General features: G+C 72.9%; 28 protein-coding genes. 14 read left to right on the plus strand and 14 right to left on the minus strand.

Annotated elements, in window-relative coordinates:
• Position 1: 1 nt before the first annotated feature.
• A complete protein-coding gene (locus SHK17_RS04535) occupies positions 2-625 on the minus strand; it encodes a GrpB family protein (RefSeq protein WP_322921204.1) in 624 nt (207 codons plus the stop codon).
• 110 nt (positions 626-735) lie between these two features.
• Here SHK17_RS04535 and SHK17_RS04540 point away from each other — a divergent pair, with 110 nt between their 5' ends.
• From SHK17_RS04540 to SHK17_RS04565, 6 genes are all read left to right on the plus strand, one after another.
• Entirely contained in the window at positions 736-2,448 is a 1,713-nt protein-coding gene (locus SHK17_RS04540; RefSeq protein WP_322921205.1) for a sodium:solute symporter family protein, read from the plus strand.
• A 13-nt stretch (positions 2,449-2,461) separates the two neighbouring features.
• Positions 2,462-2,782, plus strand: a complete 321-nt coding sequence (locus SHK17_RS04545; RefSeq protein WP_172270089.1) for a hypothetical protein — start codon at positions 2,462-2,464, stop codon at positions 2,780-2,782.
• A 185-nt stretch (positions 2,783-2,967) separates the two neighbouring features.
• Positions 2,968-4,068: a sugar ABC transporter substrate-binding protein gene (locus SHK17_RS04550; protein ID WP_172270091.1), complete on the plus strand. Its 1,101-nt coding sequence runs from the start codon at positions 2,968-2,970 to the stop codon at positions 4,066-4,068.
• A gap of 96 nt (positions 4,069-4,164) precedes the next feature.
• Entirely contained in the window at positions 4,165-4,941 is a 777-nt protein-coding gene (locus tag SHK17_RS04555; protein ID WP_172270093.1) for an ATP-binding cassette domain-containing protein, read from the plus strand.
• A gap of 20 nt (positions 4,942-4,961) precedes the next feature.
• Entirely contained in the window at positions 4,962-6,272 is a 1,311-nt protein-coding gene (locus SHK17_RS04560) for a sugar ABC transporter permease (RefSeq protein ID WP_322425775.1), read from the plus strand.
• A gap of 9 nt (positions 6,273-6,281) precedes the next feature.
• Positions 6,282-7,511: an ROK family transcriptional regulator gene (locus SHK17_RS04565; RefSeq protein ID WP_322921206.1), complete on the plus strand. Its 1,230-nt coding sequence runs from the start codon at positions 6,282-6,284 to the stop codon at positions 7,509-7,511.
• Positions 7,512-7,570: 59 nt separating this feature from the next.
• On the opposite strand, the gene SHK17_RS04570 is transcribed toward SHK17_RS04565, so the two are convergent.
• From SHK17_RS04570 to xylB, 3 genes are read right to left on the minus strand one after another with little or no spacing between them, the layout of a single operon-like run.
• On the minus strand, positions 7,571-8,680 hold the full coding sequence (locus tag SHK17_RS04570; protein WP_322921207.1) for an ROK family transcriptional regulator: 1,110 nt from the start codon (positions 8,678-8,680) through the stop codon (positions 7,571-7,573).
• A 59-nt stretch (positions 8,681-8,739) separates the two neighbouring features.
• A complete protein-coding gene (gene xylA / locus SHK17_RS04575) occupies positions 8,740-9,906 on the minus strand; it encodes a xylose isomerase (protein ID WP_322921208.1) in 1,167 nt (388 codons plus the stop codon).
• A gap of 10 nt (positions 9,907-9,916) precedes the next feature.
• Positions 9,917-11,302 carry a xylulokinase gene (xylB, locus tag SHK17_RS04580; RefSeq protein ID WP_322921209.1) on the minus strand — a complete coding sequence of 462 codons (1,386 nt, stop codon included), beginning with the start codon at positions 11,300-11,302 and terminating at the stop codon, positions 9,917-9,919.
• A 104-nt stretch (positions 11,303-11,406) separates the two neighbouring features.
• On the opposite strand from xylB, the gene SHK17_RS04585 reads away from it, so the two are divergent.
• Both SHK17_RS04585 and map read left to right on the plus strand, forming a co-directional pair.
• Positions 11,407-12,102: a type 1 periplasmic-binding domain-containing protein gene (locus SHK17_RS04585; RefSeq protein WP_322921210.1), complete on the plus strand. Its 696-nt coding sequence runs from the start codon at positions 11,407-11,409 to the stop codon at positions 12,100-12,102.
• A gap of 38 nt (positions 12,103-12,140) precedes the next feature.
• Positions 12,141-12,914 carry a type I methionyl aminopeptidase gene (gene map / locus SHK17_RS04590; RefSeq protein ID WP_172270107.1) on the plus strand — a complete coding sequence of 258 codons (774 nt, stop codon included), beginning with the start codon at positions 12,141-12,143 and terminating at the stop codon, positions 12,912-12,914.
• Between the two features lie 19 nt (positions 12,915-12,933).
• Here the strand turns inward: map and SHK17_RS04595 are convergent, their stop codons facing one another.
• The 3 genes from SHK17_RS04595 to SHK17_RS04605 all read right to left on the minus strand — a co-directional run bounded on the left by SHK17_RS04595 (position 12,934) and on the right by SHK17_RS04605 (position 18,082).
• Positions 12,934-15,084 (minus strand): MMPL family transporter, encoded by a 2,151-nt coding sequence (locus SHK17_RS04595; protein WP_322921211.1) that lies wholly within the window; start codon positions 15,082-15,084, stop codon positions 12,934-12,936.
• A 110-nt stretch (positions 15,085-15,194) separates the two neighbouring features.
• Positions 15,195-16,232: a hypothetical protein gene (locus SHK17_RS04600; RefSeq protein WP_322921212.1), complete on the minus strand. Its 1,038-nt coding sequence runs from the start codon at positions 16,230-16,232 to the stop codon at positions 15,195-15,197.
• A complete protein-coding gene (locus tag SHK17_RS04605; protein ID WP_322921213.1) occupies positions 16,229-18,082 on the minus strand; it encodes an AMP-dependent synthetase/ligase in 1,854 nt (617 codons plus the stop codon). Before SHK17_RS04605 ends, SHK17_RS04600 begins: the two co-directional genes overlap by 4 nt.
• 90 nt (positions 18,083-18,172) lie before the next feature.
• Here SHK17_RS04605 and SHK17_RS04610 point away from each other — a divergent pair, with 90 nt between their 5' ends.
• Both SHK17_RS04610 and SHK17_RS04615 read left to right on the plus strand, forming a co-directional pair.
• Positions 18,173-18,373, plus strand: coding sequence for a hypothetical protein (locus SHK17_RS04610; RefSeq protein WP_172270115.1), 201 nt, complete (start codon positions 18,173-18,175; stop codon positions 18,371-18,373).
• Between the two features lie 45 nt (positions 18,374-18,418).
• Positions 18,419-18,946, plus strand: coding sequence for a DUF2243 domain-containing protein (locus SHK17_RS04615; protein ID WP_322921214.1), 528 nt, complete (start codon positions 18,419-18,421; stop codon positions 18,944-18,946).
• Here the strand turns inward: SHK17_RS04615 and SHK17_RS04620 are convergent.
• Positions 18,915-19,424: a metallophosphoesterase family protein gene (locus tag SHK17_RS04620; RefSeq protein ID WP_322921215.1), complete on the minus strand. Its 510-nt coding sequence runs from the start codon at positions 19,422-19,424 to the stop codon at positions 18,915-18,917. The two genes, SHK17_RS04615 and SHK17_RS04620, sit on opposite strands and share 32 nt — an antisense overlap.
• Positions 19,425-19,463: 39 nt before the next feature.
• On the opposite strand from SHK17_RS04620, the gene SHK17_RS04625 reads away from it, so the two are divergent.
• Positions 19,464-19,739: a hypothetical protein gene (locus SHK17_RS04625; protein ID WP_322425780.1), complete on the plus strand. Its 276-nt coding sequence runs from the start codon at positions 19,464-19,466 to the stop codon at positions 19,737-19,739.
• On the opposite strand, the gene SHK17_RS04630 is transcribed toward SHK17_RS04625, so the two are convergent.
• Genes SHK17_RS04630 through SHK17_RS04640 form a run of 3 tightly spaced genes read right to left on the minus strand, consistent with a single transcriptional unit; the run spans position 19,699 to position 20,815 of the window.
• On the minus strand, positions 19,699-20,094 hold the full coding sequence (locus SHK17_RS04630; RefSeq protein ID WP_322921216.1) for an HNH endonuclease: 396 nt from the start codon (positions 20,092-20,094) through the stop codon (positions 19,699-19,701). The two genes, SHK17_RS04625 and SHK17_RS04630, sit on opposite strands and share 41 nt — an antisense overlap.
• Positions 20,095-20,124: 30 nt before the next feature.
• Positions 20,125-20,415, minus strand: coding sequence for a DUF1905 domain-containing protein (locus SHK17_RS04635; RefSeq protein WP_322425782.1), 291 nt, complete (start codon positions 20,413-20,415; stop codon positions 20,125-20,127).
• 28 nt (positions 20,416-20,443) lie between these two features.
• On the minus strand, positions 20,444-20,815 hold the full coding sequence (locus tag SHK17_RS04640) for a DUF1761 family protein (protein WP_172270127.1): 372 nt from the start codon (positions 20,813-20,815) through the stop codon (positions 20,444-20,446).
• Positions 20,816-20,899: 84 nt separating this feature from the next.
• Here SHK17_RS04640 and SHK17_RS04645 point away from each other — a divergent pair, with 84 nt between their 5' ends.
• Entirely contained in the window at positions 20,900-21,553 is a 654-nt protein-coding gene (locus tag SHK17_RS04645; protein WP_322921218.1) for a TetR/AcrR family transcriptional regulator, read from the plus strand.
• A gap of 57 nt (positions 21,554-21,610) precedes the next feature.
• A complete protein-coding gene (locus SHK17_RS04650) occupies positions 21,611-21,913 on the plus strand; it encodes a hypothetical protein (protein ID WP_172270131.1) in 303 nt (100 codons plus the stop codon).
• A 25-nt stretch (positions 21,914-21,938) separates the two neighbouring features.
• On the opposite strand, the gene SHK17_RS04655 is transcribed toward SHK17_RS04650, so the two are convergent.
• A complete protein-coding gene (locus SHK17_RS04655) occupies positions 21,939-22,400 on the minus strand; it encodes a GyrI-like domain-containing protein (RefSeq protein ID WP_322921219.1) in 462 nt (153 codons plus the stop codon).
• A 140-nt stretch (positions 22,401-22,540) separates the two neighbouring features.
• On the opposite strand from SHK17_RS04655, the gene SHK17_RS04660 reads away from it, so the two are divergent.
• Positions 22,541-23,509, plus strand: coding sequence for an NAD(P)/FAD-dependent oxidoreductase (locus SHK17_RS04660; protein ID WP_322921220.1), 969 nt, complete (start codon positions 22,541-22,543; stop codon positions 23,507-23,509).
• Here the strand turns inward: SHK17_RS04660 and SHK17_RS04665 are convergent.
• Together SHK17_RS04665 and SHK17_RS04670 are read right to left on the minus strand one after the other, a co-directional pair.
• Complete coding sequence (locus SHK17_RS04665; protein WP_172270135.1) at positions 23,489-23,869, minus strand: nuclear transport factor 2 family protein; 381 nt, start codon at positions 23,867-23,869, stop codon at positions 23,489-23,491. The genes SHK17_RS04660 and SHK17_RS04665 overlap by 21 nt on opposite strands.
• A 39-nt stretch (positions 23,870-23,908) precedes the next feature.
• Positions 23,909-25,543 (minus strand): RecQ family ATP-dependent DNA helicase, encoded by a 1,635-nt coding sequence (locus SHK17_RS04670; protein WP_322921221.1) that lies wholly within the window; start codon positions 25,541-25,543, stop codon positions 23,909-23,911.
• Positions 25,544-25,647: the final 104 nt, after the last annotated feature.

The following is a 25,647-nucleotide window of genomic DNA, read 5'->3' on the forward strand; positions in this document are numbered from 1 at the left end:
CTCACAGGAGGCCGTGGGCGCGGAACATCCGGTCGTAGATCTCCCGCACCACGGGTTCCTTGACGGCGTTGTAGCGCATCCCGAAGCCGAGTGCTCCGTGGTCGGCGTCGGGTGCGTCCACCCGGGCGAGCGCGGCGCGCTTCGCTGCGGCGTAGCGCTCGCGGTCCTCGGGGTGGTCGGTCAGCCAGTCGCGAAACATCCGGTGCCGGACGATCTCAGGGCAGTCGGGCCCGAAGACGTGCACGTGGACCCGTGGCTCGCCCAGCAGCTTGAGCAGCCGATGCTGGTGCCAGGACGGCTCGGTGAGCCAGTGGACCAGCCCCAGCGACTCGAGCGGAGGGACGTACGCGGCCTCGTCGGCGGGGTCCGCCACGGCGACGTCGACGTCGATGATCGGCTTGGCCGGCAGCCCCGGCACCGACGTGGAGCCGATGTGCTGGATGGCGAGCAGCCGCTCGCCGAGCACCGTCGTGATCTGCTGCTCGATCTCGGCGTAGCGCTCGGGCCAGGTCGGGTCGGGCTCCTCGATCCGCACGACGTACGCCGTCGGGTGCGCCCCCACGTGGACGACCTCGCCCTCGTCGTGGTGGCGGGTGATCTGCTCCGGCGTCGGCACGTGCCCCATCAGACCACGATCCGGGGTGACGGAGACCGACACACGGAGGGGTGGTCGCACGGAGCACCGCCCGGGTCTAGGTTGCTGGGTGGCCCAACCTGATCCCGGGAGGTAACTCCGTGTCCGACACCCTGATCGACGCGAACTGGCTGGACTACCTGCTGGTCGCGATCTACTTCGCCTTCGTCCTGGGCATCGGGGTGATGGCGCGCCGCTCAGTCTCCGACTCGATCGACTTCTTCCTCTCGGGCCGCTCGCTGCCCGCCTGGGTCACCGGTCTCGCGTTCATCTCGGCCAACCTCGGTGCGGTCGAGATCATGGGCATGTCGGCGAACGGCGCCGAGCTGGGCCTGCCGACGTTCCACTACTTCTGGGTCGGCGCGGTCCCCGCGATGCTGTTCCTCGGTGTCGTGATGATGCCGTTCTACTACGGCTCCAAGGTGCGCTCCGTGCCGGAGTTCATGTTCCGCCGCTTCGGCACCGGGGCCCACCTGGTCAACGCGATCAGCTTCGCCGTGGCCCAGCTGCTCATCGCCGGCGTCAACCTCGCGCTGCTGGCCGGGATCGTCCGCGCCCTGCTGGGCTGGCCGATCTGGGTCTCGCTCATCGTGGCGGGCGCCGTCGTGCTGTCCTACATCACGCTGGGCGGCCTGAGCGCGGCGATCTACAACGAGGTCCTGCAGTTCTTCGTGATCGTCGCCTCCCTGCTCCCGCTGACCCTGATCGGCCTGCACCGGGTCGGCGGCTGGGACGGCATGACCGAGAAGATCACCGCGGCCGCCGACGGCGCGTCGTCCGCGTCGGACGCGCCACCGGCGTCGCAACAGCTCAATGCCTGGCCGGGGGAGGCGCTCTCCGGCTTCGACTCGCCACTCCTGTCCGTCATCGGGATCGTCTTCGGCCTCGGGTTCGTGCTGTCCTTCGGCTACTGGACGACCAACTTCGTCGAGGTGCAGCGCGCGATGGCGTCGGACTCCATCTCCGCCGCCCGGAAGACCCCGATCATCGGCGCCTTCCCCAAGATGTTCGTGCCGTTCATCGTGATCGTGCCCGGCATGGTCTCCGCCGTCCTCGTCGCGGAGATGATCGAGCTCAAGAACGGCGGCAGCCCCGAGGGCGGCGCGTCCGGGGAGGGCGTCGCCTACAACGACGCGCTGCTGCTCCTGATGCGCGACGTCCTGCCCAACGGGCTCCTGGGGCTGGCGATCGCCGGACTGCTGGCGGCCTTCATGGCGGGCATGGCGGCCAACATCTCCGCCTTCAACACGGTCTTCTCCTACGACCTGTGGCAGCGCTACATCCGCAAGAACCACTCCGACGACTACTACCTGCGGATCGGCCGGCTGGCCACCGTCGGCGCGACGGTCATCGCGATCTTCACCGCCCAGATCGCGCTCGGCTACGACAACGTCATGAACTACCTCCAGACGCTGTTCGGCTTCTTCAACGCGCCGCTGTTCGCGACGTTCATCCTCGGCATGTTCTGGAAGCGGATGACGCCCACGGCCGGCTGGGTGGGGCTGGTCGCCGGCACCCTGTCGGCGATCGCGGTCGACCGGACGGCGGCGGCCGGTGTCTTCGAGCTGTCCGGCCAAGGCGTGGCGTTCCTCGCCGCGTCGGTGGCCTTCGTGGTCGACATCGTGCTCAGCGTCGTGGTGTCGCTGGTGACCAAGCCCAAGCCGGCCAGCGAGCTGCGCGGCCTGGTCTACTCCGAGACCCCGCGCGAGGACCTCGTCGACCCGGCCGAGGCCGCCCGACCGTGGTACCAGCGCACGCTCCCGCTCGCCGGCATCGCGCTCGCGATGGTCATCGCCCTCAACTTCGCCTTCTGAGAGAGGTCCCACCATGTCCCACGCGACCGACTCCGACGAGTCGACCGGCACGCCGCACAAGGCCGGCCTCTTCGACATCCGCAACATCATCGGTGCCCTGCTGGGCATCTACGGCGTGATCCTGGCGCTCGCGGGACTCCTCGGCGAGCACGAGCCCGAGAAGACGGGCGGCGTCAACGCCAACCTGTGGACGGGGCTGGCCCTGCTGGCCGTCGGTGCCGGCTTTCTGCTGTGGGCGAAGGTGCGTCCCATCGTCGTGCCCGCCGACGTGCACGCTCCCGACGACGACCCCACCCGACCGGCTCCGCAGCGCAAGCGCCCGCCGGCACACTGACGCCGGCACCGCGGCCCACCCCTCGGATCCAGGTGGTCTGAACCGGTCGGTAACGAACCGGCAACGGCTGGGGGAACCGCCTTTACGTGACGGTCCTCACTCCATATGTTGTCCCGGACAACATATGTGCGGCGGCTGCAGAGGGTGCGCGCCGACGCGCTGGAGATCGCTAGGAGGCGGTTCGTGTGAAGCGGAAGCACAATTTGGTCGTCGTACCCCTGATCGGTGCCGCTATGGCCCTCACTGCCTGTGGCAGTGACGACGGTGGCAGCTCGGGCGAGGACACCGGCAGCAGCGGCGAGAGCCAGGCCGCGGAGGGCAAGATCGGCGTCATCCTCCCCGACACCGAGTCCTCGGTGCGCTGGGAGAGCGCGGACCGCCCGGCGCTCGAGAGCGCCTTCGAGGAGGCCGGCGTCGAGTACGACATCCAGAACGCCGAGGGCGACGCCGAGCGGATGACCCAGATCGCCGACACCATGATCGGTGACGGCGTGACCGTCCTCGCGATCGTCAACCTCGACTCCGAGTCGGGCGCGGCCATCCAGGAGAAGGCCAAGTCCCAGGGCGTCGCGACGATCGACTACGACCGGCTCACCCTCGGTGGCTCGGCGGAGTACTACGTGTCCTTCGACAACACCGTCGTGGGCGAGCTGCAGGGCCAGGGCCTCGCGGACTGCCTCGGCGACAAGGACGCCAACATCGTCTACCTCAACGGCTCTCCCACCGACAACAACGCGACGCTGTTCGCCGAGGGCGCCCACAGCGTGCTCGACGAGATGAGCAACTACACCGTCGTCGGTGAGCAGGCCGTCCCGGACTGGGACAACGAGGAGGCCGCCACGATCTTCCAGCAGCTCTACACCGCTGCCGACGGCAAGGTCGACGGCGTGCTCGCCGCGAACGACGGCCTGGGTGGCGCTGCGATCAGCATCCTCGAGGCCAACGGCCAGGACGGCAAGGTCCCGGTCACCGGCCAGGACGCCACCGTCGAGGGCCTGCAGAACGTCCTCGCCGGCACGCAGTGCATGACGGTCTACAAGTCCGCCACGCAGGAGGCCGGCGCGCTCGCCGACGTCGCCATCGCGCTCGCCACGGGCGGGGAGGCCGAGACCACCGGCACGACGGTCGACTCCTCGGACGACAGCGAGGTGCCCTCGATCCTGCTCGAGCCGCAGTCCATCACCAAGGACAACGTGGGCGACGTGATCGAGGACGGTGGCCAGAAGGCCGCGGACGTCTGCACCGCGGACTTCGCCGACCTGTGCGCCGAGGCCGGGATCTCCTGATCCCCTGAACCGCACGGAGTGACGCCCGGGCCACACCTGGCCCGGGCGTCACTCCGTTGGCTCGCACAACAAATTCTGCTGATCGGAGTGAGGAACATGGTCCAACCGCTGCTCGAGCTGCGCGGGGTCAACAAGAGCTTCGGCGTGGTGCACGTGCTGCATGACGTCGACTTCGCCGTCTACCCGGGGCAGGTCACCGCCCTGGTCGGCGACAACGGCGCCGGCAAGTCCACGCTCGTGAAGATCATCGCCGGCATCTACGGCCGCGACAGCGGCGACTTCCACTTCGACGGCCAGAAGGTCGACGTCCACGGTCCCCGTGACGTCGCCGCCCTCGGCGTCGAGGTCGTCTACCAGGACCTCGCGCTGTGCGACAACCTCGACATCGTCGAGAACATGTTCCTCGGCCGCGAGGAGACCACCCGCCTCGGCCTCGACGAGATCACGATGGAGTCGCGCGCGCGCGAGACCCTGGCGTCGCTCTCGGTGCGCACCGTGAAGTCGGTGCGCCAGAGCGTCGCCAGCCTCTCCGGCGGCCAGCGCCAGACCGTGGCCATCGCCAAGGCCGTGCTGTGGAACTCCAAGGTCGTCCTGCTCGACGAGCCCACCGCGGCGCTCGGTGTCGCGCAGACGCGCCAGGTGCTCGACCTCGTGCGCCGCCTCGCCGACCGCGGGCTCGGCGTGGTGCTGATCTCGCACAACATGGGCGACGTCTTCGAGGTCGCCGACCGGATCACCGCGCTCTACCTCGGCCGCGTGGCGGCCGACGTCCCCACCAAGGACGTCACGCACAGCCAGGTCGTCGAGCTCATCACCGCCGGACGATCCGGCAACCTCGGCATCGCCGAGAACCCCGCGACCGCGACCGTCTGAGAAGGACCGGAGACCTCACCATGACCGACGCCTCACCCGACGTCTCCTCGGACGTCTCGACGCACCCCACCTCGAGTGGTGCCTCGGCCGCCGACGGCGGCTTCGACAACGACAACGTCCAGGCCACCTCGATCGCCGACTCGGCCCGCGACTACGTCAACCGCCTGCGCGGCGGCGACATGGGATCCCTGCCCGCCATCCTCGGCCTGGTCTTCCTCGTCATCGTCTTCGCCTCGCTCAACGACCGCTTCCTGACGACCTACAACATGGCGAACCTCGTCGTGCAGGCCAGCTCGATCATCGTCCTGGCCATGGGCCTGGTGTTCGTGCTGCTCCTCGGCGAGATCGACCTGTCGGCCGGCGTCGCCGGCGGCGCCTCGGCGACGATCATCGCGCTGATGCTCATCGACTACGACTGGACCTGGTGGCTGGCCACGCTCGCCGGGCTCGCCACGGGAGCCGTCATCGGCCTCGCGATCGGCGCCCTGGTCTCGTTCCTCGGGATCCCGTCCTTCGTCGTGACGCTCGCCTTCTTCCTCGCCCTGCAGGCGGTCCCGCTCCGGCTCATCGGCTCCGGCGGCTCGCTGCGCTTCAACGACGAGGTCCTGCGCGGGCTCTCGATCAAGAACGTCCCGGTCACCGCCGGCTGGATCGCGGCGGTGCTTATCGTGGCCGTCTTCGCCGGGCTGTCGCTGTGGCGCTACCGCTCGCTGTCGTCCCGGGGCCTGGTCCACCAGCCGCTCGGGCTCGTGGTCCTCAAGATCGCCGTGCTGGCCGTGATCGTGCTCGGGCTCACCGCCCTGCTGAGCGCCAACCGCGCGCCCAACCCCAACCTGTTCGACATCAGCGGTGTCCCGTGGGTGGCGCCGGTCGTCATCGCGCTGCTGCTGTTCTGGACGTTCGTCCTCACCAAGACCCGCTTCGGGCGCCACCTCTACGCCGTCGGCGGCAACGCCGAGGCCGCCCGCCGTGCCGGCATCAACGTGCGCCGGATGCGGATCTCCGCCTTCGTGATCTGCTCCTCGATGGCCGCCATCAGCGGGCTGCTGTCGGCGTCCTACACCGGCAAGGTCTCGCCGGGGTCCGGTGGCGGCAACGTGCTGCTCTACGCCGTCGCGGCCGCCGTCATCGGCGGCACCAGCCTCTTCGGTGGGCGCGGTCGCGCGATCGACGCGGTCATCGGCGGCCTGGTCATCGCCACGATCCCCAACGGCCTCGGCCTGCTCAACCAGGCGGCCTACATCAACTTCGTGGTCACCGGTGGCGTCCTGCTGCTCGCGGCGAGCGTCGACGCGATCTCGCGGCGGCGCCGGTCCTCGGCCGGCGTGTAGGTCGAGCACGTGAGCCCGCAGCGGCGCTCGGGCCTCGGCACCAACCAGGAGGCCATCCGGCGCCACAACCTCGGCACGGTGCTGCGGCACGTCCACGGCGCCGGCCAGATCTCGCGGGCCGAGCTCACCAGCCGCACCGGTCTCAACCGCAGCACCATCGCGGGGCTGGTCGGCGAGCTGGAGTCGCTGGGGCTGTCCGAGCGGACCTCGCCCGTGGAGGGCGTACGCCAGGGCGCGGGTCGCCCCTCCGCGGGTGTCCGGATCGCCGCCGACGGGCCCTACGTCATCGCGGTGGACCTGGGCGTGGACCGGGCCGTCGTGGCCCGCACCGGGCTCGGCGGCCGGGTCCTGCAGCGGGCCCACGCCGCGGTCGACAGCGACGGCGAGGCGTGGCAGGTCGGCGCTGCGGTGGCGGCGCTGATCCGCACCGTCGTCGAGGACGCGCCGGCCTCGGCGCCGCTCGTCGGGATCGGCATCAGCGTGCCGGGCCTGGTGCGGCGCAGCGACGGGCTGATCCGGCTCGCCCCCAACCTGGAGTGGCACGACGTGTCCTTCGGGGGCATCGTGCTGGCCGCCCTGGGCCTCGACGTCCCGGTCTGCCTCGCCAACGACGCCGACCTGGGTGCCCTCGCCGAGCACACCCGCGGCGCCGGGGTCGGCACCGGCGAGCTGATCTACGTCTCCGGCAACGTCGGCGTCGGCGCCGGGATCATCACCGGCGGGCAACGCCTCGAGGGCGCGGGCGGCTACGCCGGCGAGGTCGGCCACCTGCGGTTCAACCCCGACGGCCGCCCCTGCCACTGCGGCAGCCGCGGGTGCTGGGAGACCGAGGTCGGCGCGCACGCCATCGCCGCGGCGATCCAGTGCCCGCCGGACAAGGTGGCCCAACTCGACGAGGTGCTCGACGGCTTCGACACGCCGTCGGCCGCGCTGCGCTCCACCGGCACCGCCCTCGGGCAGGGCCTGGCGAGCCTGGTCAACATGTTCAACCCGCAGATGGTCGTCCTGGGCGGCTACTTCCGCTCGCTCTACCGGCTGGTGGCGGCGGAGGTCGACGCCGGGCTCGCCGACCGCGCCCTGCCCGCACCGCTCGAGTCGGTGACGCTCTCGCTCCCGGGCCTCGGCTCCGACTCGCCCCTGCTCGGCGCGGCGGAGATCGCCCTCGAGCCGTTGTTCACCGACCCGGTCGCCGCGCTCGGCACCGCCCTCGTCGACGTGCAGGGCCGGCTCGCCGGCTGACCCGCCGGGCCGACCCCGCGGCTGACCCGCCGGGCCGACCCCGCGGCTGACCCCTTGGGTCAGCCGGGCAGCTCGGCGTCGCCCGCGAAGACGGCGTCGAAGGACTGCTCCGCAGCCCCGAGGGCCGCGGCCCGGATGCCGAGCGTGCTCGGTCGCAGGTCGGGGCGCACCTGCACCTCCGAGGCCAAGCGCTCGTCGAGCGTGCGCCGGGCGGGCTCGAGCACCAGGTCGCCCAGCGGGGCGAAGTAGCCGCCCATCACCACCACCTCGGGGTCGAGCACGCTGCTGAGCATGGCGATCCCCAGACCGACGTCGCGCCCCACCCGCTCCAGGACGGCGCGGACGCCGGCGTCGGTGCGTGCGCGCGCGGCCACCGACTCGGCCGTGCGCAGCGGGGTGTCGAGCTCCGGCATCCCGACGGCGGCCAGCATCGCGTGGAGGCCGATGGACGCCTCCCAGCAGCCGCGGCGCCCGCACCCGCAGGGCGCGGTCGAGTCGCCGACCGGCATGTGGCCGACCTCGCCGGCGAAGCCGGCACCGCCGCGCATCACCTCGCCGTCCTGCACGATGCCGGCGCCGATGCCGACGGTCCCGGTGAGGTAGAGCGCGTGGGCGGCGCCCCGGGCAGCGCCGTGGTGCGACTCGGCGTACGCCGCGCAGTTGGCGTCGTTGCTCACCTGCACGCGCAAGCCCGGGAGCAGGCGGCCGAGGGCGTCGGCCAACCCGGCGCCCTCGACCGCGAGGTTGGGCGCCCACGCCACCGTCCGGTCGTCGCCCCGCACCAGCGCGGGCACGGCCAGGGTCGCGCCGACGGTCGGCCGCTCCAGCCCGGTGTGCCGGCGGACCACGTCGCGGGCGAGGTCGAGCAGCGCGGCACCGGTCGGGGCCGGCCGGACCTCGCTGTGGAGCACGTCGCCGGCCAGGTCGACCACGACGGCCGAGACGTAGTCGACGTTGAGCTCGAGCCCGAGGGCCACGAAGCGGTCACCGCGCAGCCCCACCGGGCGGCCGGGGCGCCCACGCGCCCCGGACCGCGCGTCCTCCTCGGCCACCGCGCCCTTGGCCTCCAGGTCGGCGACGATGACGCCGACGGTCGCCTTGGCCAGCCCGGTGTGCTTGGCCAGCTCCGCGCGCGTCGCCGGACCGTGCCGGCGCAGCGCGCGGAGCACGGCTGCGGTGTTGTGCCGGCGCAGCCCCTCGGTGGCGCTGGCCTGACGGGTGGGCCCGCTCAGCGGACGCCGTAGAGGTGCTCGAGCGCGAGCTGGTCGAGCAGCTCGAAGCCGCCGCCACGCGTGGCGAGGGCCTCGGGGTCCGCGAGCTCGGCGTCGAGCAGGCCCTTCCAGCCCTCGGCGGCGTCGACGGTCGGCACGGCGAGCTCGGTGACCTTCGCGGCCTCCAGCGCGGCCTGCACCTCGGGGTCGGCGCGGAACGCCTTCACCTTCTCGCGCAGGATGAGGTAGTTGCGCATGTTGGCCTCGGCCGAGACCCACACGCCGTCCTCGTCCTCGGTGCGCGCCGGCTTGTAGTCGAAGTGCACCGGGCCGTCGTAGCCGCCCTCGAGGAGCGCGTCGACCACCCAGAAGGCGCCGCGCACGTTGCCCGCGCCGAAGCGGAGGTCCTGGTCGTACTTGGGACCGTTCTGGCCGTTGAGGTCGATGTGGAACAGCTTGCCGGCCCACATGGCCTGCGCGTAGCCGGCCGCGGCGTTCATGCCGGCCATCTCCTCGTGCCCGATCTCCGGGTTCACGCCGACGAGCTCGGGGCGCTCGAGGCGCTCGATGAACGCCAGCGCGTGGCCGATGGTCGGCAGCAGGATGTCGCCGCGCGGCTCGTTGGGCTTGGGCTCGATCGCGAAGCGGAGGTCGTAGCCCTGCTCGGTGACGTAGTCGCCCAGGAGGTCGAAGGCCTCCTTCATCCGGTCCAGCGCCACGCGGGTGTCCTGCGAGGCGCCGTACTCGGCACCCTCGCGACCGCCCCAAGCGACGTAGGTCTTGGCGCCCAGCTCTGCGGCGAGGTCGACGTTGCGCATCACCTTGCGCAGCGCGAAGCGGCGGATGTCGCGGTCGTTGTTGGTGAACCCGCCGGACTTGAAGACCGGGTGGCTGAAGAGGTTGGTCGTGGCCGTGGTGACGACCAGGCCGGTGTCCTCGAGGCCCTTCTTGAAGCGGGCGATGATGCTGTCGCGGGTGGCGTCGTCGCTGCCGAAGGGGATGACGTCGTCGTCGTGGAAGTTCACGCCGTAGGCCCCGAGGGCGGCGAGCTTCTCGAGCGCGTGGACGGTGTCCATCGGCGGGCGGGTGGCGCCGCCGAAGGGGTCGACGCCCTGCCAGCCCACGGTCCAGAGGCCGAAGGAGAACTTGTCCTCGGGGGTCGGGGTGGGGATCTGCGTGCTCATGGGATGCCTTTCAGTCGGTCCAGGGGGTGGTGCGGTCGCGCAGGTCGGCGTAGGCCTCGCGCACGTGCGGGGTGGGCTCGGCCTCGAGGACCGTGGTGCCGGGCGCCGGCCACTGCGGCGGCTCGGCGGTGCCGGCCAGCGCCCAGGCGGCCTGCCGCGCGGCGCCGAGGGCGACGTACTCGCCGGGGGGCGGGAGGGTGACGGCCGTGCCGAGGACGGCCGGCGCGAGCGCGCGGACGGCCTCGCTCCGGGTGGCGCCGCCGACCACGAGCAGGCGCCGCGGTGGCTGGCCGGTGGCCGCCACCAGCCGGTCGACTGCTTCGGCGAGCGAGCAGAGCAGGCCCTCGTACGCCGCCCGCGCGAGGTCGGCGCGGGTCGTGGCGGGGGTCAGCCCGGTCCACGTGCCGACGGCGTCGGGCCGGTTGGGGGTGCGCTCGCCGCCGTAGTAGGGGAGCAGGGTCACCCCGCCGGCGCCGGGTGCGGACTCCAGCGCCAGGGCGGCGAGGCCGTCGTGGTCGACGCCGAGCCACCGGGCCTGCAGGTCGAGGATGCCCGCGGCGTTCATCGTGGTGACCATCGGCAAGAAGCCGCCGCTCGCGTCGGCGAAGCCGGTCACCGTCCCGGTGCCGTCGGCCACGGCCGTCGCGCTCACCGTGGACGCCACTCCGGACGTCCCGATGGAGACGAGGACGTCGCCGGGGGCCAGCGCCATCCCGAGCGCGGCGCCCATGTTGTCGCCGGTGCCCCCGGCGACGAGCGCGCCACCGGACGTCTCGGCGGCGAACGTGCCCGGCGCGACGACGCGCGGGAGGACGGCGTCGTGGCCGAGCGCCTGCTCGAGGAGGTCGTGGCGCCAGGAGCCGGCGGTCGCGAAGTAGCCCGTGCCCGACGCGTCGCCGCGGTCGGTGAACGGCTCGGTCCCGGGGGCGCTGAGGTGGCGTGACACGAAGTCGTGGGGGAGCAGGACGCTGCGCACCCTGGCGGCCCGGTCCGGCTCGTGGTCGCACAGCCAGCGCAGCTTGGTGGAGGTGAAGGAGGCGACGAGCACGCTGCCGATCGCGTCGGCGCAGGCCTGCGGACCACCCATCTCGGCGATCAGGTCGCGCGCGGCGGAGGCCGAGCGGGTGTCGTTCCACAGCAGCGCGTCACGGACCGGGGCGCCGGTCTCGTCGAGGGCGACCATGCCGTGCTGCTGCCCGGCGACCGCGACGGCGGAGGCCTGCTCGAGCAGCCCCTCGGTCGCGGTGTCGACGGCGCGCAGCCAGGCGGCGGGGTCGACCTCGGTGCCGGGCGGGTGGGGCGCGGTCCGCTTGGCGACGACGGTGCCGTCGTCGGCGTCGACGAGCAGCGCCTTGGTCGACTGGGTCGAGGAGTCGATGCCGAGGACGAGGGTCACCCCGCTATTAAGTACGAGTCTCGAACTAAAGTCAACAGGTCCGGCACAGGTCGTGCGCGCCGCGGGTGCCACGGCGCGGTCCGTCATGTCATAACCTCGACCCGATGCTCCGCGCCCGCCTCCCACTCGCCGCCCTCGCGCTCCTCGCCGCACCGCTGCTGTCCGCGTGCGCAAGCGACGAGCCGACCGTCGCCCTGCTGGTCGCCGACGGCACCGACTCCTCGTCGCGCGCGGTCGACGTCGAGGCGTTCACCGACCGGGTCGAGGCGACCTGTGACGAGTGTCGGGTCGAGGTCTACGACGCCGAGGGAGACGCGGCCACCCAGAAGAGCCAGGTCCGCCAGGCCGCGGCGACCTCCGCCGACGTCGTCGTGGTGGTGCCGGTCGACCCCGACGACCTCGGCACCCTCACCGGGGGCGAGCTGCCCGTGGTCTCGCTCGGTGAGCTGGTGCCGGGCTCCGACCGCTTCGTCGGCCTCGAGGGCGGCGCCGTGCCCACCCAGTCCGGCACGGACCTCGAGGCCGCGCGCGACGTGCTGCTCGGCGAGGAGCGGTCGATGACCTACGTCCCGACCCGGGCGATGAGCGAGCAGGCGGCCGACATCGCAGTGTCCTACCTCGCGGGGGACCCCGCCACGGGCGGCGAGGACGTCGACGGGGTCGAGTCGTGGCTGCACCGCGACCAGGACGTGACCGTGGACAGCCTCACCTCGGTGCTCGTCGCCCAGGGCGTGCTCACCCTCGACGACCTGTGCAGCGGCGCCACCGAGAAGCGGTGCACGAGGCTGGGCCTGAGATGACGAGCCTGGGATGACGAGCCTGAGATGATGGTGCCGCGATGATCGAGATCCTCACCCCCGCCCAGGTCGACCGAGCGCGCAGGACCGGCGCCCTCGTCGCCGACATCCTCCAGTCGCTCAAGCAGCGCAGCACGGTCGGCACCAACCTCCTCGACCTCGACCGCTGGACCGCGGAGATGATCCGCGAGGCCGGCGCCGAGTCCTGCTACGTCGACTACGCGCCGTCCTTCGGTCGCGGACCGTTCGGCCACTACGTCTGCACGGCGGTCAACGACGCGGTCCTCCACGGCCGCCCGCGCGACCAGCGCCTGCGTGACGGCGACCTGCTGACCCTCGACCTCGCCGTGCGGCTCGACGGTGTCGCCGCCGACTCCGCGATCAGCTTCGTGGTGGGGGACAGCCGCCCCGCCGGGGCCTCGGACCTGATCGAGGTCACCCAGGTGGCGCTGGCCGCCGGCATCGCCGCGGCCGGGCCGGGCGCCCGCATCGGGGACCTGTCGCACGCCATCGGCTCGGTGCTCGGCGGCGCCGGCTATCCCATCAACATGCAGTTCGGCGGCCACGGCATCGGTACGACGATGCACCAGGACCCGCACGTGTCCAACGACGGACGACCCGGCCGGGGCTACCAGCTCCGACCGGGCCTGCTGCTCGCGCTCGAGCCGTGGGTGATGGCCGACACCGACGTCCTCGTCACCGACGAGGACGGCTGGACGCTGCGCAGCGAGACCGGCTGCCTCACCGCGCACAGCGAGCACACCATCGCGATCACCGACGACGGCGCCGAGATCCTCACGCTGCCCAGCAGCTGATCCCGGCGCCGACGGGCGGTCAGTGCACCGTCTCCAGGGGCCGTTCGGCCTCGGCCTGGGTGAGGGGCGCGTCCTCCGCGTCGAGCTTGCTGGGCCACCACATCTTGCCGCCCAGGTCGAGGTTGAGCGCGGTGACCAGCACCGACCGCACGACGAGGGTGTCGAGCATGACCCCCAACGCGACGGCCACGCCCAGCTCGGCCAGGAAGACCAGCGGCAGCGAGCCGAGGACGAGGAACGTCGCGGCCAGCACGATGCCCGCCGAGGTGATCACGCCTCCGGTGGAGGCGAGGGCGATGAGCGAGCCCCTGCGGGTGCCGTGGGTCGCCGTCTCCTCCCTGACCCGGGTCATCAGGAAGATGTTGTAGTCGATCCCCAGCGCCACCAGGAAAACGAAGGCGAAGAGCGGGAACCCCGGATCGGACCCGGCGAAGCCGAAGACGTACTCGAACAGCAGCGCGGAGATCCCCAGCGCGGCGCCGAAGGACAGCACCACGGTGGCCATCAGGATCACCGGCGCCACGATCGAGCGCAGCAGCCCGATGAGGATCAGCAGCACCACCAGCAGCACCAGGGGCATGATCACCCAGCTGTCCCGCTCGGAGGCGATCTTGGTGTCGAGGTAGAACGCCGAGCCGCCGCCGACCAGTGCGTCGGCTCCGTCGACGTCGTGGGCCGCGTCGCGCGAGTCCTCGACGATGCCGGCGGCCGTGCTGGAGGAGATGTCGGCGTTGATGGTGGCCTCGAACCAGGACCGGCCGTCGGCCAGCGGCTGGACCTCGCCGGGCTCGCCGAGCCCGTCGATGCCCTCCAGGGACGCGATCACGTCCGAGGCCGCGTCGGTGTTGGTCACGACCTGGAGGGTGTTGGAGTTGTCGGCCAGGCCGTGGTCGGTGAGCAGCCGCTGGCCCTTGATGGAGTCGAACTCCTGCGTGTAGGTGTCCTCGGTCGACAGGCCGGAGGCGTCGAGCCGGAACAGGCCCAGGCAGGCGAGCAGCAGCAGGCCGGTCGTGGTGACCCAGACCCGGCGCGGGCGGTGGCTGATGGCCCGGCCGACCCGCGCCCAGATGCCGCTGGAGGTGGGCTCGGGGCTGCCGAAGGCCGGCCGCTTGGGCCAGAACACCCAGCGCCCGCAGATGACCAGCAGGGCCGGCAGGAGGGTGACCATGACGAGGAACGTCACCGCGACGCCGATGGCGTTGACCGGTCCCAGGCCCGCCGTCGAGTTCAGCTCGGCGAAGGACAGGCACAGCATCCCGACCGCCACGGTGGCGGCGCTGGCGAAGATCGCGGGCGCGGCACGGTGCAGCGCGAAGGCCATCGCCTCGTGCCGGTCGGCGTGGCGGCGCAGCTCCTCGCGGTAGCGGGCGACCAGCAGCAGGGCGTAGTCGGTCCCGGCGCCGATCACCAGGATGCTCAGGATCGCCTGGCTCTGGCCGTTGACGGTCAGCCCGGCGTACTTGGCGAGCAGGTAGACGAGCCCGGTCGCGATCGTGTTGGCCACGACCGCGCAGATGATCGGGAGCAGCCACAGGACCGGGCTGCGGTAGGTGAAGAGCAGGATCACGATCACCACGGCCAGCGTGGCGAGGATGAGGTTGGTGTCGATGCCCTCGAAGGCCGCGGCGGAGTCGGCCGCCTGGCCGCCGTAGCCGGCCAGGTGCACGTCGCCGCCGTCGATCTCGGCGATGCCCCGGATCTCCTCCGCGGCGTCCGGGATCGCGTTCCAGCCGTCGTCACCGAAGTTGAGGACGAAGTAGAGGTAGGCGACCTCGCCGTCCTCGGCCACGAGCGTGGGCACCGGCGCGCCCTGGGCGGCCGCCTGCTCGGCGGCGGCGGGGGTCAGGACACCGGTGTCGGTCACGCCCTCGAGGCCGGCGATCTCCTCGCCGTGCGACTCCATGGCGGCGAGGTCGTCCTCGGTCAGGCCACCGTCGCGGTGGTAGACCACGAGCGTCGGGATGTCGTTGGGGTCGACGGACTCGGACAGCTCGTCGAGCACCTTGGTGGACTCCGCCGACGCCGGCAGCCACGAGGACGCCTCGTTGTTCTGCACCGAGGTGAGCTTGGTCGAGAACACCCCCATGATGGCCGTGATGGCCAGCACGGCGGCGAGGACGATCCACTTCGTGACGGGGCCGGTCAGTGACCCGGCGATCTGACGGTGCATGCGTCCAGTGGAGCAGCCCCGCCGGGTCGCCCGCATCGGTAAAAACCCTGAGGTCTAGACAGGGTCACTCGTCCGGCACGGACCCGGTCACTCGTCCGCCACGGACCGGGTCACCTCGTCTGGAGCTGGAACGGCGGGGCCAGGTCCGGCGCGCGGCGGGGTGCGACGGCGTACTCCATCGAGCCGTCCACGCCGAGGCGCACCACGGCCCACCTCCCGGCCTGGAACGTCACCACGAGCACGTGCGTGCGGTCCTCCCACACCTCGTCGAAGTAGACCGCCGAGCGTCCTCCGCGGTCCGCTGTGAAGGACCGGACGACCGAGCCGTCCCTCGTCGCGAGCAGGTCGAGGGTCGTCGGGCCGAACCCGTCGCCGTACGCCGGCAGGCCGAGGACGTGGCGGTTGTCCGGGCTCACGTCCGAGAACCGGTTGTCGCAGGTGCGCCAGCGCACCCTCCAGTCGCGCAGCATCGCGCTGCACGACCCGGTGTCGCTGACCGAGGTGATGCCGCCGAGCCACGGCCCGCGGCCGGTCGAGACGTGGCGCAGGTGCGGGGGACGGTCGACGATGCCGTGGGAGGAGGTGTAAAAGCCGCGGGCCACGCCGTTGACGTAGACCGTGCAGCCGGTGCTCGACCCGTCCTCCTTGCAGTCCTCGCCGCGCAGCGCCACCGCGCGGCCCTTGCCGGTGACCGGGACGGGGTTGAAGGAGAGCACCCGGTCGCCCTCCTCGTCGATCGACCAGACCCGTCCGCGGCTGCCCGAGAACGCGACGGCCCCGCCCCGCGCCGACACGGCGAGCCCGTCGCCGGTGCGCCACGCGCGTCGTCCCGGGGTGCCGTCCGCGGCGTACCAGCGGGTGGTCGTGGGGCGCTCGCCCGCCGTCTGCACGACGTGGCCCGAGCCCATCGGGGCGATCTCGGTGACCCCGTCGGGCACCGGTGTGGTCGTGCCGCCGGCACCGTGCACCACGGTCCTGCCGGCGCGGCGCTCGCTCCAGGCGATCGCCGGGGCGGCTCCCTGCTCGAGGTCGCGGACGTCGAGCACGGTGCGCGGGGCGTCCTGGGTCGAGCCCGCCGACCCGGGTGCGAGCCCCGCCGCCAGCGCGAGCGTCGTCGCGAGGGCGGCACCGCGGAGCACGGTCCTCATGAGTAGAGGCCCTCCACCACGTCGGCGTACTTCGTCTTCACGATGCGGCGCTTGAGCTTGAGCGTCGGGGTGAGCTCCTCGGACTCGGCGGTCCACTCGTCGGGCAGCAGCTCCCACGCCTTGACCTGCTCGGGGCGGGAGAGCCGCTCGTTGGCCTTGTCGACGGCCGCCTGCGCCATCGCGCGGATCTCCGGCTTGGTGGACAGGTCCGCCAGGTCGGTGAACTCGACGCCCATCTTGGCGGCCACCAGGGGAGCGATCTCACCGTCGAGGGTGAGGATCGCGACGACGTAGGACCGGTCGTCGCCCAGGGCCATCGCGTGACCGACGACGGGCGACTCCTTCAGGTAGTTCTCGATGTTGGAGGGCGCGATGTTCTTGCCCGCCGAGGTGATGATGAGCTCCTTCTTGCGGTCCACGACCGAGTAGAAGCCGTCCTCGTCGACGGTGCCGATGTCGCCGGTGTGGATCCAGCCGTCCTCGTCGACGAGGTTGCGGGTGGCCGCCTCCTGCAGGTGGTAGCCGGGGGTGTTCACCGGGCCGCGGCACAGGATCTCGCCGTCGTCGGCCAGCCGCACCTCGATGCCGGGGTTGGGCCGGCCGACCGTCCCGAGCTTGAAGGCACCGGGTCCGTTGGAGGTGAAGGCGCCCGTCGTCTCGGTCATGCCGTAGACGTCGTAGACGTGCAGGCCGAGGCCGCCCATGAACTTCGCCACCTCGAGCGGCATCGGCGCGGCGGCGCTGGCCGCCCACTGCACCTGGTCGAGCCCCAGGAGCAGGCGCAGGAAGGCGAGGATCGCCTCGTCGGCCTCCTTGTAGGCGGTCTCGACCTCGGGCGTGAGCTCGTTGCCGTACTCGTGGGCCTGGGTCCAGGCGAGCCCGGCGGCCATCGCGTCGGTGACCATCTTCTGGTTGGCCGGGTCGGGGTCCTCGGCGAGCTTGGCCGAGATGCCGGTCTTGATCTTCTCCCACACGCGCGGGACCCCGAAGAACGCGGTGGGGTGCACCTCGCCGAGCGCCCCGAGCAGCCCGGCCGGGTCGGGGATGGCGTGCACGTGGCTGCCGAGGAACGGGGGAGCGTACGTCGCCAGCACCCGCTCGGCGATGTGGGCGAGGGGGAGATAGCTGATCCCGCGCTGCGGACCGGCGAGCCCGGCGTGGTCCAGCGTCGAGACCGCCTCGTACATGACGTTGTGGTGCGTCAGCACGACGCCCTTGGGGTTGCCGGTGGTCCCGGAGGTGTAGAGGTAGGTCGCCGGGAGGTCGGGGGTGATGCGCTCCATCCGCTCCTCGACGCCGCTGGTGTCGTCGCCGTGCGCCAGGAAGTCGGCCCAGGTCATCACGCGCGGGTCGTCGACACGTTCGGCGTCCGACAGCATCACCACGTGGCGGACCGAGTCGACCTCGGCGAGCGCACGCTCCCAGCGCTGGTAGCGGTCGTGGTCCTCGAGGACGACCACCACGGGCCGCGACTCGCCGGCGATGAAGACGACCTGGTCCTGCGCCAAGGTGTTGTAGATCGACATCGGCACCGCCGCGGCCGTCATCGCGCCGTAGTCGGCGAGCGTGTGGGCGGTGCGGTTGGCCGCCATGATCGCCACGGGCTCGCCGGTCGCCACGCCCAGGCTGACGAGTGCCGCGGCGACCCGCTGGGTCTGCTCCCACGTCTCGGCCCAGCTGATGGTGGACCACGTCTCGCCCTCCGGCACGTCGAACCGGTCCGAGAAGGCCGGTTGGTCGCCGAACCGCTCGGCCGCCTGCCGGACGGTGGCCGGCACGTGGAGGCCGAGGATGCGGGCCTCGTACTCCGCCCGGGCCGCCGCGACGTCGGCGGGGATCTCGTGGGCCATGGGTCCTCCTCGAGGCACGGGGTCCGCGCCACGGGTGTGGCGGGGGTCACATCATGGTGCCCGGCCCGCCGGGCTGGCTAGGGTCGAGCCGTGTACTCCGACTACGACGCGTGCTCCGTCTGCGGCTCCGAGGTCCGCCTGCTCGCCCACCCCGGCACGGCCGGCGACGACGCCGGGCGACCGGCAGGTCCGGACGACGGCGTGGTGGGTGCCGGCGACGACCCGGTCGACGTACGGGAGTGCACCAACCCGGACTGCCCGTCGCACCGCGACGGCGGGCCCACGCCCTGACCGGTCCGGCCCGGTAGGCCCGGGCCCGCTGGGTACCGGGGCGCCATGACGACACACGTCGGGGAGCCCCCGTCGGCCGCGGCAGGCCTCATGTACGGCATCGGGCTGGGCGGGTTCGTGGACGGGATCGTGCTGCACCAGATCCTCCAGTGGCACCACATGGTGAGCGCGACCGCCGACCACCCGGTGACCACGGTCGCGGGCCTCGAGGTCAACACGCTGGCCGACGGCTTCTTCCACCTCTTCTCGTGGTTCGTGGTGCTGGGCGCCTCGATCGTCACGCTGGCCCAGTGGCGCCAGGGCCGGCTGCCGCCGAGCTGGCGGTTCCACCTCGGCGGCGTGCTGGCCGGCTGGGGCGCGTTCAACCTCGTCGAGGGCCTCGTCGACCACCAGCTGCTCGGCGTCCACCACGTGCGCGACGACCTCGGCGGGCCGCTGTCGTGGGACCTGGGGTTCCTGGCGTTCGGGGCCGCCCTGGTCGTGGCCGGCTGGCTCCTCGCGCGCTCCGGCGCGCGGTCGCTGGCCGACCGGTCGTGGGCGCCTACGCCCGTGTCGGGAGCCGGTGCAGCGTGACGTCGTGCAGCTCGCCGTCGCGTGCCGTCGCCGTCAGGTAGGTGCAGTGCGGCTGCCGGCGCCGGTCGGTGGGTGAGCCCGGGTTGAGCAGCCGCAGCCCCGTCGCGCTCGTGGTGTCCCACGGGATGTGGCTGTGGCCGAAGACGAGCACGTCCGTGTCGGCGTACTGCGCGCTCATCCGCTCCTCGCGCCCTGTCGCCTGCCCCGTCTCGTGGACGACCGCGAACCGGATCCCCTCGATCTCGACCCGCGCCACCTCCGGCAGCCGCTCGCGCAGCGCGCCGTGGTCGTTGTTGCCGTGCACCCCGACCAGGCGCCGGGACCGCTCCTCGAGCTCGTCCAGCAGGTGTACGTCGACCCAGTCGCCGGCGTGGACCACCACGTCCGCCTCCTCGACGGCGCGCCACACCTCGGCGGGAAGGTCGCGGGCACGCTTCGGCAGGTGGGTGTCGGCGATCAGGAGGAGTCGGGTGGACATGGGTCCAGTCAACTGCGAGCCGCCGCGTACGGTCGAGCCATGGCCGAGAACACCATCGACGACATGGTCGCCGAGTCCGCGCTCCAGCTGTGGTCGGCGGCGCAGACCGACTTCGACCCCTTCGAGGTCCCGTCCGAGGAGTGGCCGGCGACCACGGTGCCGGTCCGCGACGCCGACATCGCGGTCGACACCCGCCTCGACGAGGACGACGTCCGCGCCGCCCTCGAGCGGCTCGACGGGGTGAAGGTCGTGCTGGGCCGGGAGGCGGGGACGGTCAGCGTGCTGCGGGTGGTGCCGGAGGACACTCCGCTCTGACCTCGGCCCGCAGCTGGGCCTGCAGCTGGGCCTGCACCTCGGCGTGGCGCACCAGGAAGGCGCGCTCGTCGAGCCGCTTGCGGCGCAGCCAGCCCGTCACCTCGTCGTTGCACTTGCTGGCATTGCAGGAGCGGCACGCCGGGGCGATGTTGGGCAGCGTGTAGCGCCCGCCGCGGGACAGCGGCAGGACGCAGTCCTTCTGCAGGGGCTGCCCGGTCGCACCGCAGTAGGCGCAGCCAGCCCACGCCTCCAGCAGGGCGGACCACTCGGTCTCGGTCAGGTCGTGCTCGACCGCCGACATCCGCCGCTGCCGTCGACGCGCGGCCCGGGCCTGTCGGGATCGGTTCACCGCCACCGGGGCAGCGTAGGCGCTCGGGACAGCCGCTCAGGACAGGCGCTCGGTCAGGTGGACCGTGACCTCGTCGCCGTCGTCCTTCCCGATGCGGTCGCGGACCTTCCGGGCGACGGGGAGCTTGTGGGTGCCGTCGCCGAGGGCCATGAACGCGCCGCGGAACGGCTCGCCGTCGACCGTCCCGGCCACCTTGACCAGGCCGCGGGTGCCGAAGGCTTCGGCCGACCCCGGCAGCTGGACGCAGGTCCAGGTGTCGCCCGGGCGCACCTTCCCGAGGGTGGCGGTGAACGTGATGTCGATCGGTCCTGCGGTGCTCGCGGACATGCGGGGCTCCTGACAGTGGGTGGTGGTCTCAGCGGAAGGCGCCGACGATCGCGCCGAGGGCGACGAGCTTGAGGAGCCAGTCGGCGGCGTGGACGGTCGCCCTCCGGGTGCTGGCGCCTTCGTGGAACACGGACCCGGCCAGGAGGACGAGCGGCACCACGACCAGCAGCAGGCCGAGCAGCGCGCCGTCGCCGGCGCCGGCCAGGTCGCCGAACGCCATCACGCCGGCGAGCATGGCGGCCACGGCGGCGCTGCGGGCGAGCTCGACCACCGCGGTGAGCCCTCCCGTGCGGGCCGGCGCCGGGACCGGCTCGAGGTCCGGCATCGGGACGAGCGCGTAGACGACCCCGCCGATGACGAGTCCGGCGACGGCGGCGAGGGCGATGCCGAGTGCAGTCATGTCGTGCCTCCCGGGCGAGTACCATGCGGTACTGAAAACGTACGCCCAATGTCGGGTACCGTCAAGTACTGAAAGGGGGTGACGGTGGAGGCCAGCACGCGACGTCGAGGTCGCCCCTCGGGCAGCCAGGGCGACGACCTCCTGTCCGTCGCGCGCGCGGTGATGCTCGAGCGCGGCCTCGACGGCGCCACCGTGAGCGAGGTCGCCGCCCGGGCCAGGATCTCCAAGTCCTCGCTCTACCGCGAGCACGCGTCCAAGGACGAGCTCTACTCCGCGGTGGTGCGGGACTGGGCCGCCCGGGGCAGGGGAGCGATGCGACCGGCGCTCGACGCGCTGCTCGCCGCCGACGACGTGCGGGCCGGGCTGCTCGCGCTGGCGCGCACGGTGCAGGCCGGCGTCCTCGCCCCCGACGTCGTCCGCATGCGCCGCCTCGTCGCCGCGGAGTCGCTGCGGTTCCCCGAGGTGGCAGCGGGCTACGTCGCGGACAGCTGGGACGCCAACATCGCGGACCTCGCCGAGGCCCTGCGCGAGCTGGACCGGCGCGGTGCCCTCTCGATCGACGATCCCGCGACGGCCGCCCACCAGATCACCTGGCTGGCGGTGGGCGAGCACCTCAACGCCCGGACCCTGCAGGCTGGTGCCACGGAGGTGGATCCCGCCGACCTCGCCGCCGTCGCGGTGAGCGCCGTGGACACGTTCCTGGCGCGCTACGCACCCGGACCGGGAGCCGGCGCCTGACCTAGGGTTGCCGCGGACGGTCGCGGAGGGTCTCCGCGCCCAGGGCGGAGGAACGACATGGTGGCGAGCCGTTCGGCGCGCGAGCGCAAGGCCGCGCGGGAGGCCGGACCGCTCGCCCGGGTGAGGATCGACCTCGACGGCGAGCAGCAGTTCCTCTACCGGATCAGCTGCACGTCCTGCACGGCACGCGGCGACCGGGCGTGGTCGACGCACCGCGCCGGTGGCGACAACGGCTACCTCGCTGCCATGGACCGCTGGTCGTTCCACCTCGTCGAGAAGCACCCCGGCGAGGATGCGCCGTGCCTGGCCTACCTCGCGGAGGCGCAGCAGCGGCTGCACGAGAAGCGCGGCGGGGACTGACGCCCGCCGCGCGGCGGGTCGTGGCTCATGCCGGGGCGACCCGGAAGACCGGCCACCCGATCTCGGTGCGCCAGGCGGCCGGGTCGGCGGTGTCCCGCGGCCCGACGACGTACGTCTCGCGCACCGGGCCGGCGACCGCGAGCGCGTTGGCGACCACCCAGGCGCCGACCTCGCCGTAGGTCACCTCGAGGTCGTCGTGCGCCCCGACGTGGGTGGCCACGGCCAGCCCCACGGCAGGCAGCGTGACCGGGTGCACGCGACCGCGGCGCGGCGGCCGCTCCGGAGGGCGGTGGACGAGCGCGTGCCCGCGGTCGACCTCGAAGAGCGCGTTGTCGTACAGCCCTCCCGGCGGGCCCGTCGGCTCGTCGAGCACCGCGTCGAGCTCGGCCATCGCCCCGGCGTACCAGGTCAGGAGGTCGTCGCGACCCACCTCGCCCTCGATCGCCGCCACCGTGGTGGCCGGCACCGAGCGCAGCTCGACGTGCACCGGCGCGGGGTCCGGTCGCAGCAGCCGGCGCAGCGACGCGACCGCCGACCGGGTGCGCTCCAGCTCGGCCTCGAGGTGAGGAGGGCTCGCTCCGGCGCTCGTCCGACTGTCGGTGGGTCCTGCTTGGCTAGGGTCGGCCCATGTCAGCGGACGTGGTGGTGGTGGGTGCGGGCCTGGCCGGAGTGGCGTGCGCGTGCGAGCTGCGCAGGGCGGGTGTCGGCGTGAGCGTGGTGGACCGCGGCCACCGCCCCGGCGGTCGGATGGCCTCGCGCCGCCTGTGGGACCGGCCGGTCGATCTCGGCGCCTCCTACTTCACCGTCTCCGACGGCGGTTTCGAGGACGCGGTCGACGACTGGTCCCGGCGCGGCCTCGCCACACCGTGGACCGAGACGTTCTGCGTCCTCGAGGACGGTGAGGTGCGGGTCTCGAGCGGTCCCGCCCGGTTGGGCGCACCCCGCGGGCTGCGGTCGCTGGTCGAGGACCTCGCCGCCGGGCTCGAGGTCGAGAGTCGGCCGGTCGAGGACGTGGCCGATCTCGACGCGGCCGCGGTCGTCCTCGCCATGCCGGACCCGCAGGCCCGTCGCCTCGTGAGGGATCACCCCCTTGCGGCGAGCCTCGACCGCGACTGGGAGCCCGTCATCGCCGTGGCCGCTCGCTGGCCCGAGCGGACCTGGGACGACGTGAGCCCGAGCGGTCGCTTCGACGGCGCCTTCGTCAACGGCGACCCGGCGCTCGGCTGGGTGGCGGACGACGGTCGGCGCCGCGGCGACGACGCCCCCGTCCTGGTCCTCCACTCGACCTCCGACCTCGCCGGCCGACACCTCGAGGACCCCGCCTCGGCGGTCCCGGCCATGGTCGGGTCCGTGCGCCGCCTGCTGGGACTGCCGGAGCCGGCGGACACCTACGCGCACCGCTGGACCTTCGCCCGGCCGGTCGGCGAGCGGGAGGACCCGTACGCCCTCGTCGGCGGGCCCGCCGGACTGGTGGGGGTGTGCGGTGACGGGTGGGGCGCAAAGCCCCGGGTCGAGGCCGCCTGGCTCTCGGGTGTCGCGCTGGCGCGCGAGCTGGTGGACCGGCTGGAGCCCTCCTCAGCGCGGCCGGAAGCCTGAGCACATGATCCGCAGGTGCTCGATCCGCTCCGCGCCGCGGTAGTAGGCCTGCTGCTCCGCGACGTAGGCGCCCGACGGGTTGGTCAGGTCGAAGCGGTAGCCGACGCGTGAGGTGTCGGCGACCTCGTCGCCCTCGGTGACCTCGACGACACGGTCGACGTGGTCGGACTCCTCGAACCAGGAGCCGAAGACCGCCTCGACGACGGCGTCCGGTCCGGCGCCCTCCCACAGGCGGCCCGGTGTCAGGCCCTTGAAGTCGACGTCGTCGGCGAGGAGCGCCCGCAGCGCTGCTTCGTCCCGGTCGGCGACGGCCTGCGCGAAGCGGACGCCCAGGCTCTGCCCCACCCCGGTCTCGGTCACCGGGACAGTGTGGCCCGCGGAGCGCGGCCCGGGAAGGCCCTACGCCTCCTCGAGCAGGCCGCGGTCCTCGACCACCTCGAGGGCGAGCGTCCGGTAGCCCACCTCTTCGAAGAGCACCGTGAGCCGGTCCTCCTCGACGTCGGTCACGGTCCCGGGCCCGAACTCCACGTGCCGGACCGTGCTCTGCACGGCGTACGGCTGGTCGGCGTCCGGCTCCTCGTCGGGGGCGGTGCCCGCGACGCAGTTGTCGCAGGCGCCGCACCGGGTGCGGGTGTCGGCGCCGAAGTAGCCGAGCAGGAAGGCGCTGCGACAGCGGTCGGTCTCGGCGTAGGCCCGCATCATCTCCACGCGCGACGCCTCGAGCCTGCGCTGCGCCTCGGCCCGGGCCACCACGGCCTCGACGAGCCTGCCCACCGGGGCGTCATCGGGCAGGTCGCCGGACGCGCGCGCCAGGCCCACCAGGTTCACGAGCCGGCCCGTCTTGCGCGGCCCGAAGTCGACGTGCTGGCTCACCTCCCGCGGGTCGTCGCTGCCGGCGGCCTCCAGGGCGGCGACGACGGCGCGGACGTCGGCCGGCTTCGGCACGGGCGTGGCGAAGAACCGCCCCAGCGAGAGGTCCTCGGGGCGGTAGGCGAGGACCGCCCGCGCCGGCTCGCGGTCACGACCGGCGCGGCCCACCTCCTGGTAGTAGGTGTCCGGCGACTCGGGCACGTCGGCGTGGACGACGAAGCGGATGTCGGGCTTGTCGATGCCCATGCCGAAGGCGGACGTCGCGGCGACGAGGTCCAGTCCGCCGTCGGGACCGTCGTCCATGAACGCCTCGTGCACCTCGGCGCGGCGCCGCTGGGGGAGCCCCGCGTGGTACGCCGCCGCGCGGTGTCCGCGCTCGCGCAGCGCGTCGGCGTACATCTCGGCCCCCTTGCGGGTCCGGCAGTAGACGATGCCGCTCCCGCCGCCCGGACCGACCAGCTCCGCGGACAGCTCGTCGACGAGCTCGAGGACGCGGTCCCGCTGCTCGTGGCCGTCGGCGAACCGCTCCACGGTCAGCGCGATGTTGTCCCGCTCGAAGCCGGTGACCACGACGAAGTGCCGGCGCAGGCGGAGCTGCTCGACGATGTCCTCCTGCGTCGGGAGTGCCGCCGTCGCGGTCATCGCGACCACCCGCGGCGACCCGAGCCGCTCGACGAGCTCACCGAGACGCAGGTAGTCCGGTCGGAAGTCGTGGCCCCAGGAGGAGACGCAGTGGGCCTCGTCGACCGCGACGAGCGTCGGCTCGAGGGAGGCGACCTCGGCGAGGACGTCCGGGTTGGCCAGCTGCTCGGGTGAGAGCAGCAGGAACCGCACGTCACCCGCGCGGGCGGCGCGCAGCGCCTCCTCGCGGTCCCCCGCGGACTCCGCGGAGCTGAGCCGGGCGGCGCCGATGCCGGCCTCGGTCAGCCCGTCGACCTGGTCCTGCTGCAGCGCGAGGAGCGGGGAGACCACGACGGTGCACCCACCGAGCAGCAGCCCGGCGAGCTGGTAGGTCAGCGACTTCCCGGCACCCGTCGGCGCCACCAGCAGGACGTCGTGCCCGTCGAGCAGCGCGCTGACCGCCTCCTCCTGCCCCGGCAGCAGGGACTCGTGGCCGAAGTGGTGCGCTGCTGCCTCCCGCACGCGGGCCGACCGTGTCGCCAACGCCTGTTCCTCCCCACCCGGCCGCCGGCCGGTCCTGTCCGCGGAGGGTGGGGGTACCCCCGCTCGACCCGGCCCATGCGGGGCCGGGACGTGGTTGCGAGCCG

The sequence above is a fragment of the Nocardioides renjunii genome (assembly GCF_034661175.1).
In the GTDB taxonomy this organism is placed as follows: domain Bacteria; phylum Actinomycetota; class Actinomycetes; order Propionibacteriales; family Nocardioidaceae; genus Nocardioides; species Nocardioides renjunii.

Excerpts from the sequence above, each read along its gene's own strand:
- SHK17_RS04535 (WP_322921204.1), bottom strand. The coding sequence starts at position 625 with ATGGGGCACGTGCCGACGCCGGAGCAGATCACCCGCCACCACGACGAG.
- SHK17_RS04545 (WP_172270089.1), top strand. The coding sequence starts at position 2,462 with ATGTCCCACGCGACCGACTCCGACGAGTCGACCGGCACGCCGCACAAG.
- SHK17_RS04555 (WP_172270093.1), top strand. The coding sequence starts at position 4,165 with ATGGTCCAACCGCTGCTCGAGCTGCGCGGGGTCAACAAGAGCTTCGGC.
- SHK17_RS04560 (WP_322425775.1), top strand. The coding sequence starts at position 4,962 with ATGACCGACGCCTCACCCGACGTCTCCTCGGACGTCTCGACGCACCCC.
- xylA (WP_322921208.1), bottom strand. The coding sequence starts at position 9,906 with ATGAGCACGCAGATCCCCACCCCGACCCCCGAGGACAAGTTCTCCTTC.
- SHK17_RS04585 (WP_322921210.1), top strand. The coding sequence starts at position 11,407 with ATGCTCCGCGCCCGCCTCCCACTCGCCGCCCTCGCGCTCCTCGCCGCA.
- map (WP_172270107.1), top strand. The coding sequence starts at position 12,141 with ATGATCGAGATCCTCACCCCCGCCCAGGTCGACCGAGCGCGCAGGACC.
- SHK17_RS04595 (WP_322921211.1), bottom strand. The coding sequence starts at position 15,084 with ATGCACCGTCAGATCGCCGGGTCACTGACCGGCCCCGTCACGAAGTGG.
- SHK17_RS04600 (WP_322921212.1), bottom strand. The coding sequence starts at position 16,232 with ATGAGGACCGTGCTCCGCGGTGCCGCCCTCGCGACGACGCTCGCGCTG.
- SHK17_RS04605 (WP_322921213.1), bottom strand. The coding sequence starts at position 18,082 with ATGGCCCACGAGATCCCCGCCGACGTCGCGGCGGCCCGGGCGGAGTAC.
- SHK17_RS04615 (WP_322921214.1), top strand. The coding sequence starts at position 18,419 with ATGACGACACACGTCGGGGAGCCCCCGTCGGCCGCGGCAGGCCTCATG.
- SHK17_RS04620 (WP_322921215.1), bottom strand. The coding sequence starts at position 19,424 with ATGTCCACCCGACTCCTCCTGATCGCCGACACCCACCTGCCGAAGCGT.
- SHK17_RS04625 (WP_322425780.1), top strand. The coding sequence starts at position 19,464 with ATGGCCGAGAACACCATCGACGACATGGTCGCCGAGTCCGCGCTCCAG.
- SHK17_RS04635 (WP_322425782.1), bottom strand. The coding sequence starts at position 20,415 with ATGTCCGCGAGCACCGCAGGACCGATCGACATCACGTTCACCGCCACC.
- SHK17_RS04640 (WP_172270127.1), bottom strand. The coding sequence starts at position 20,815 with ATGACTGCACTCGGCATCGCCCTCGCCGCCGTCGCCGGACTCGTCATC.
- SHK17_RS04650 (WP_172270131.1), top strand. The coding sequence starts at position 21,611 with ATGGTGGCGAGCCGTTCGGCGCGCGAGCGCAAGGCCGCGCGGGAGGCC.
- SHK17_RS04660 (WP_322921220.1), top strand. The coding sequence starts at position 22,541 with ATGTCAGCGGACGTGGTGGTGGTGGGTGCGGGCCTGGCCGGAGTGGCG.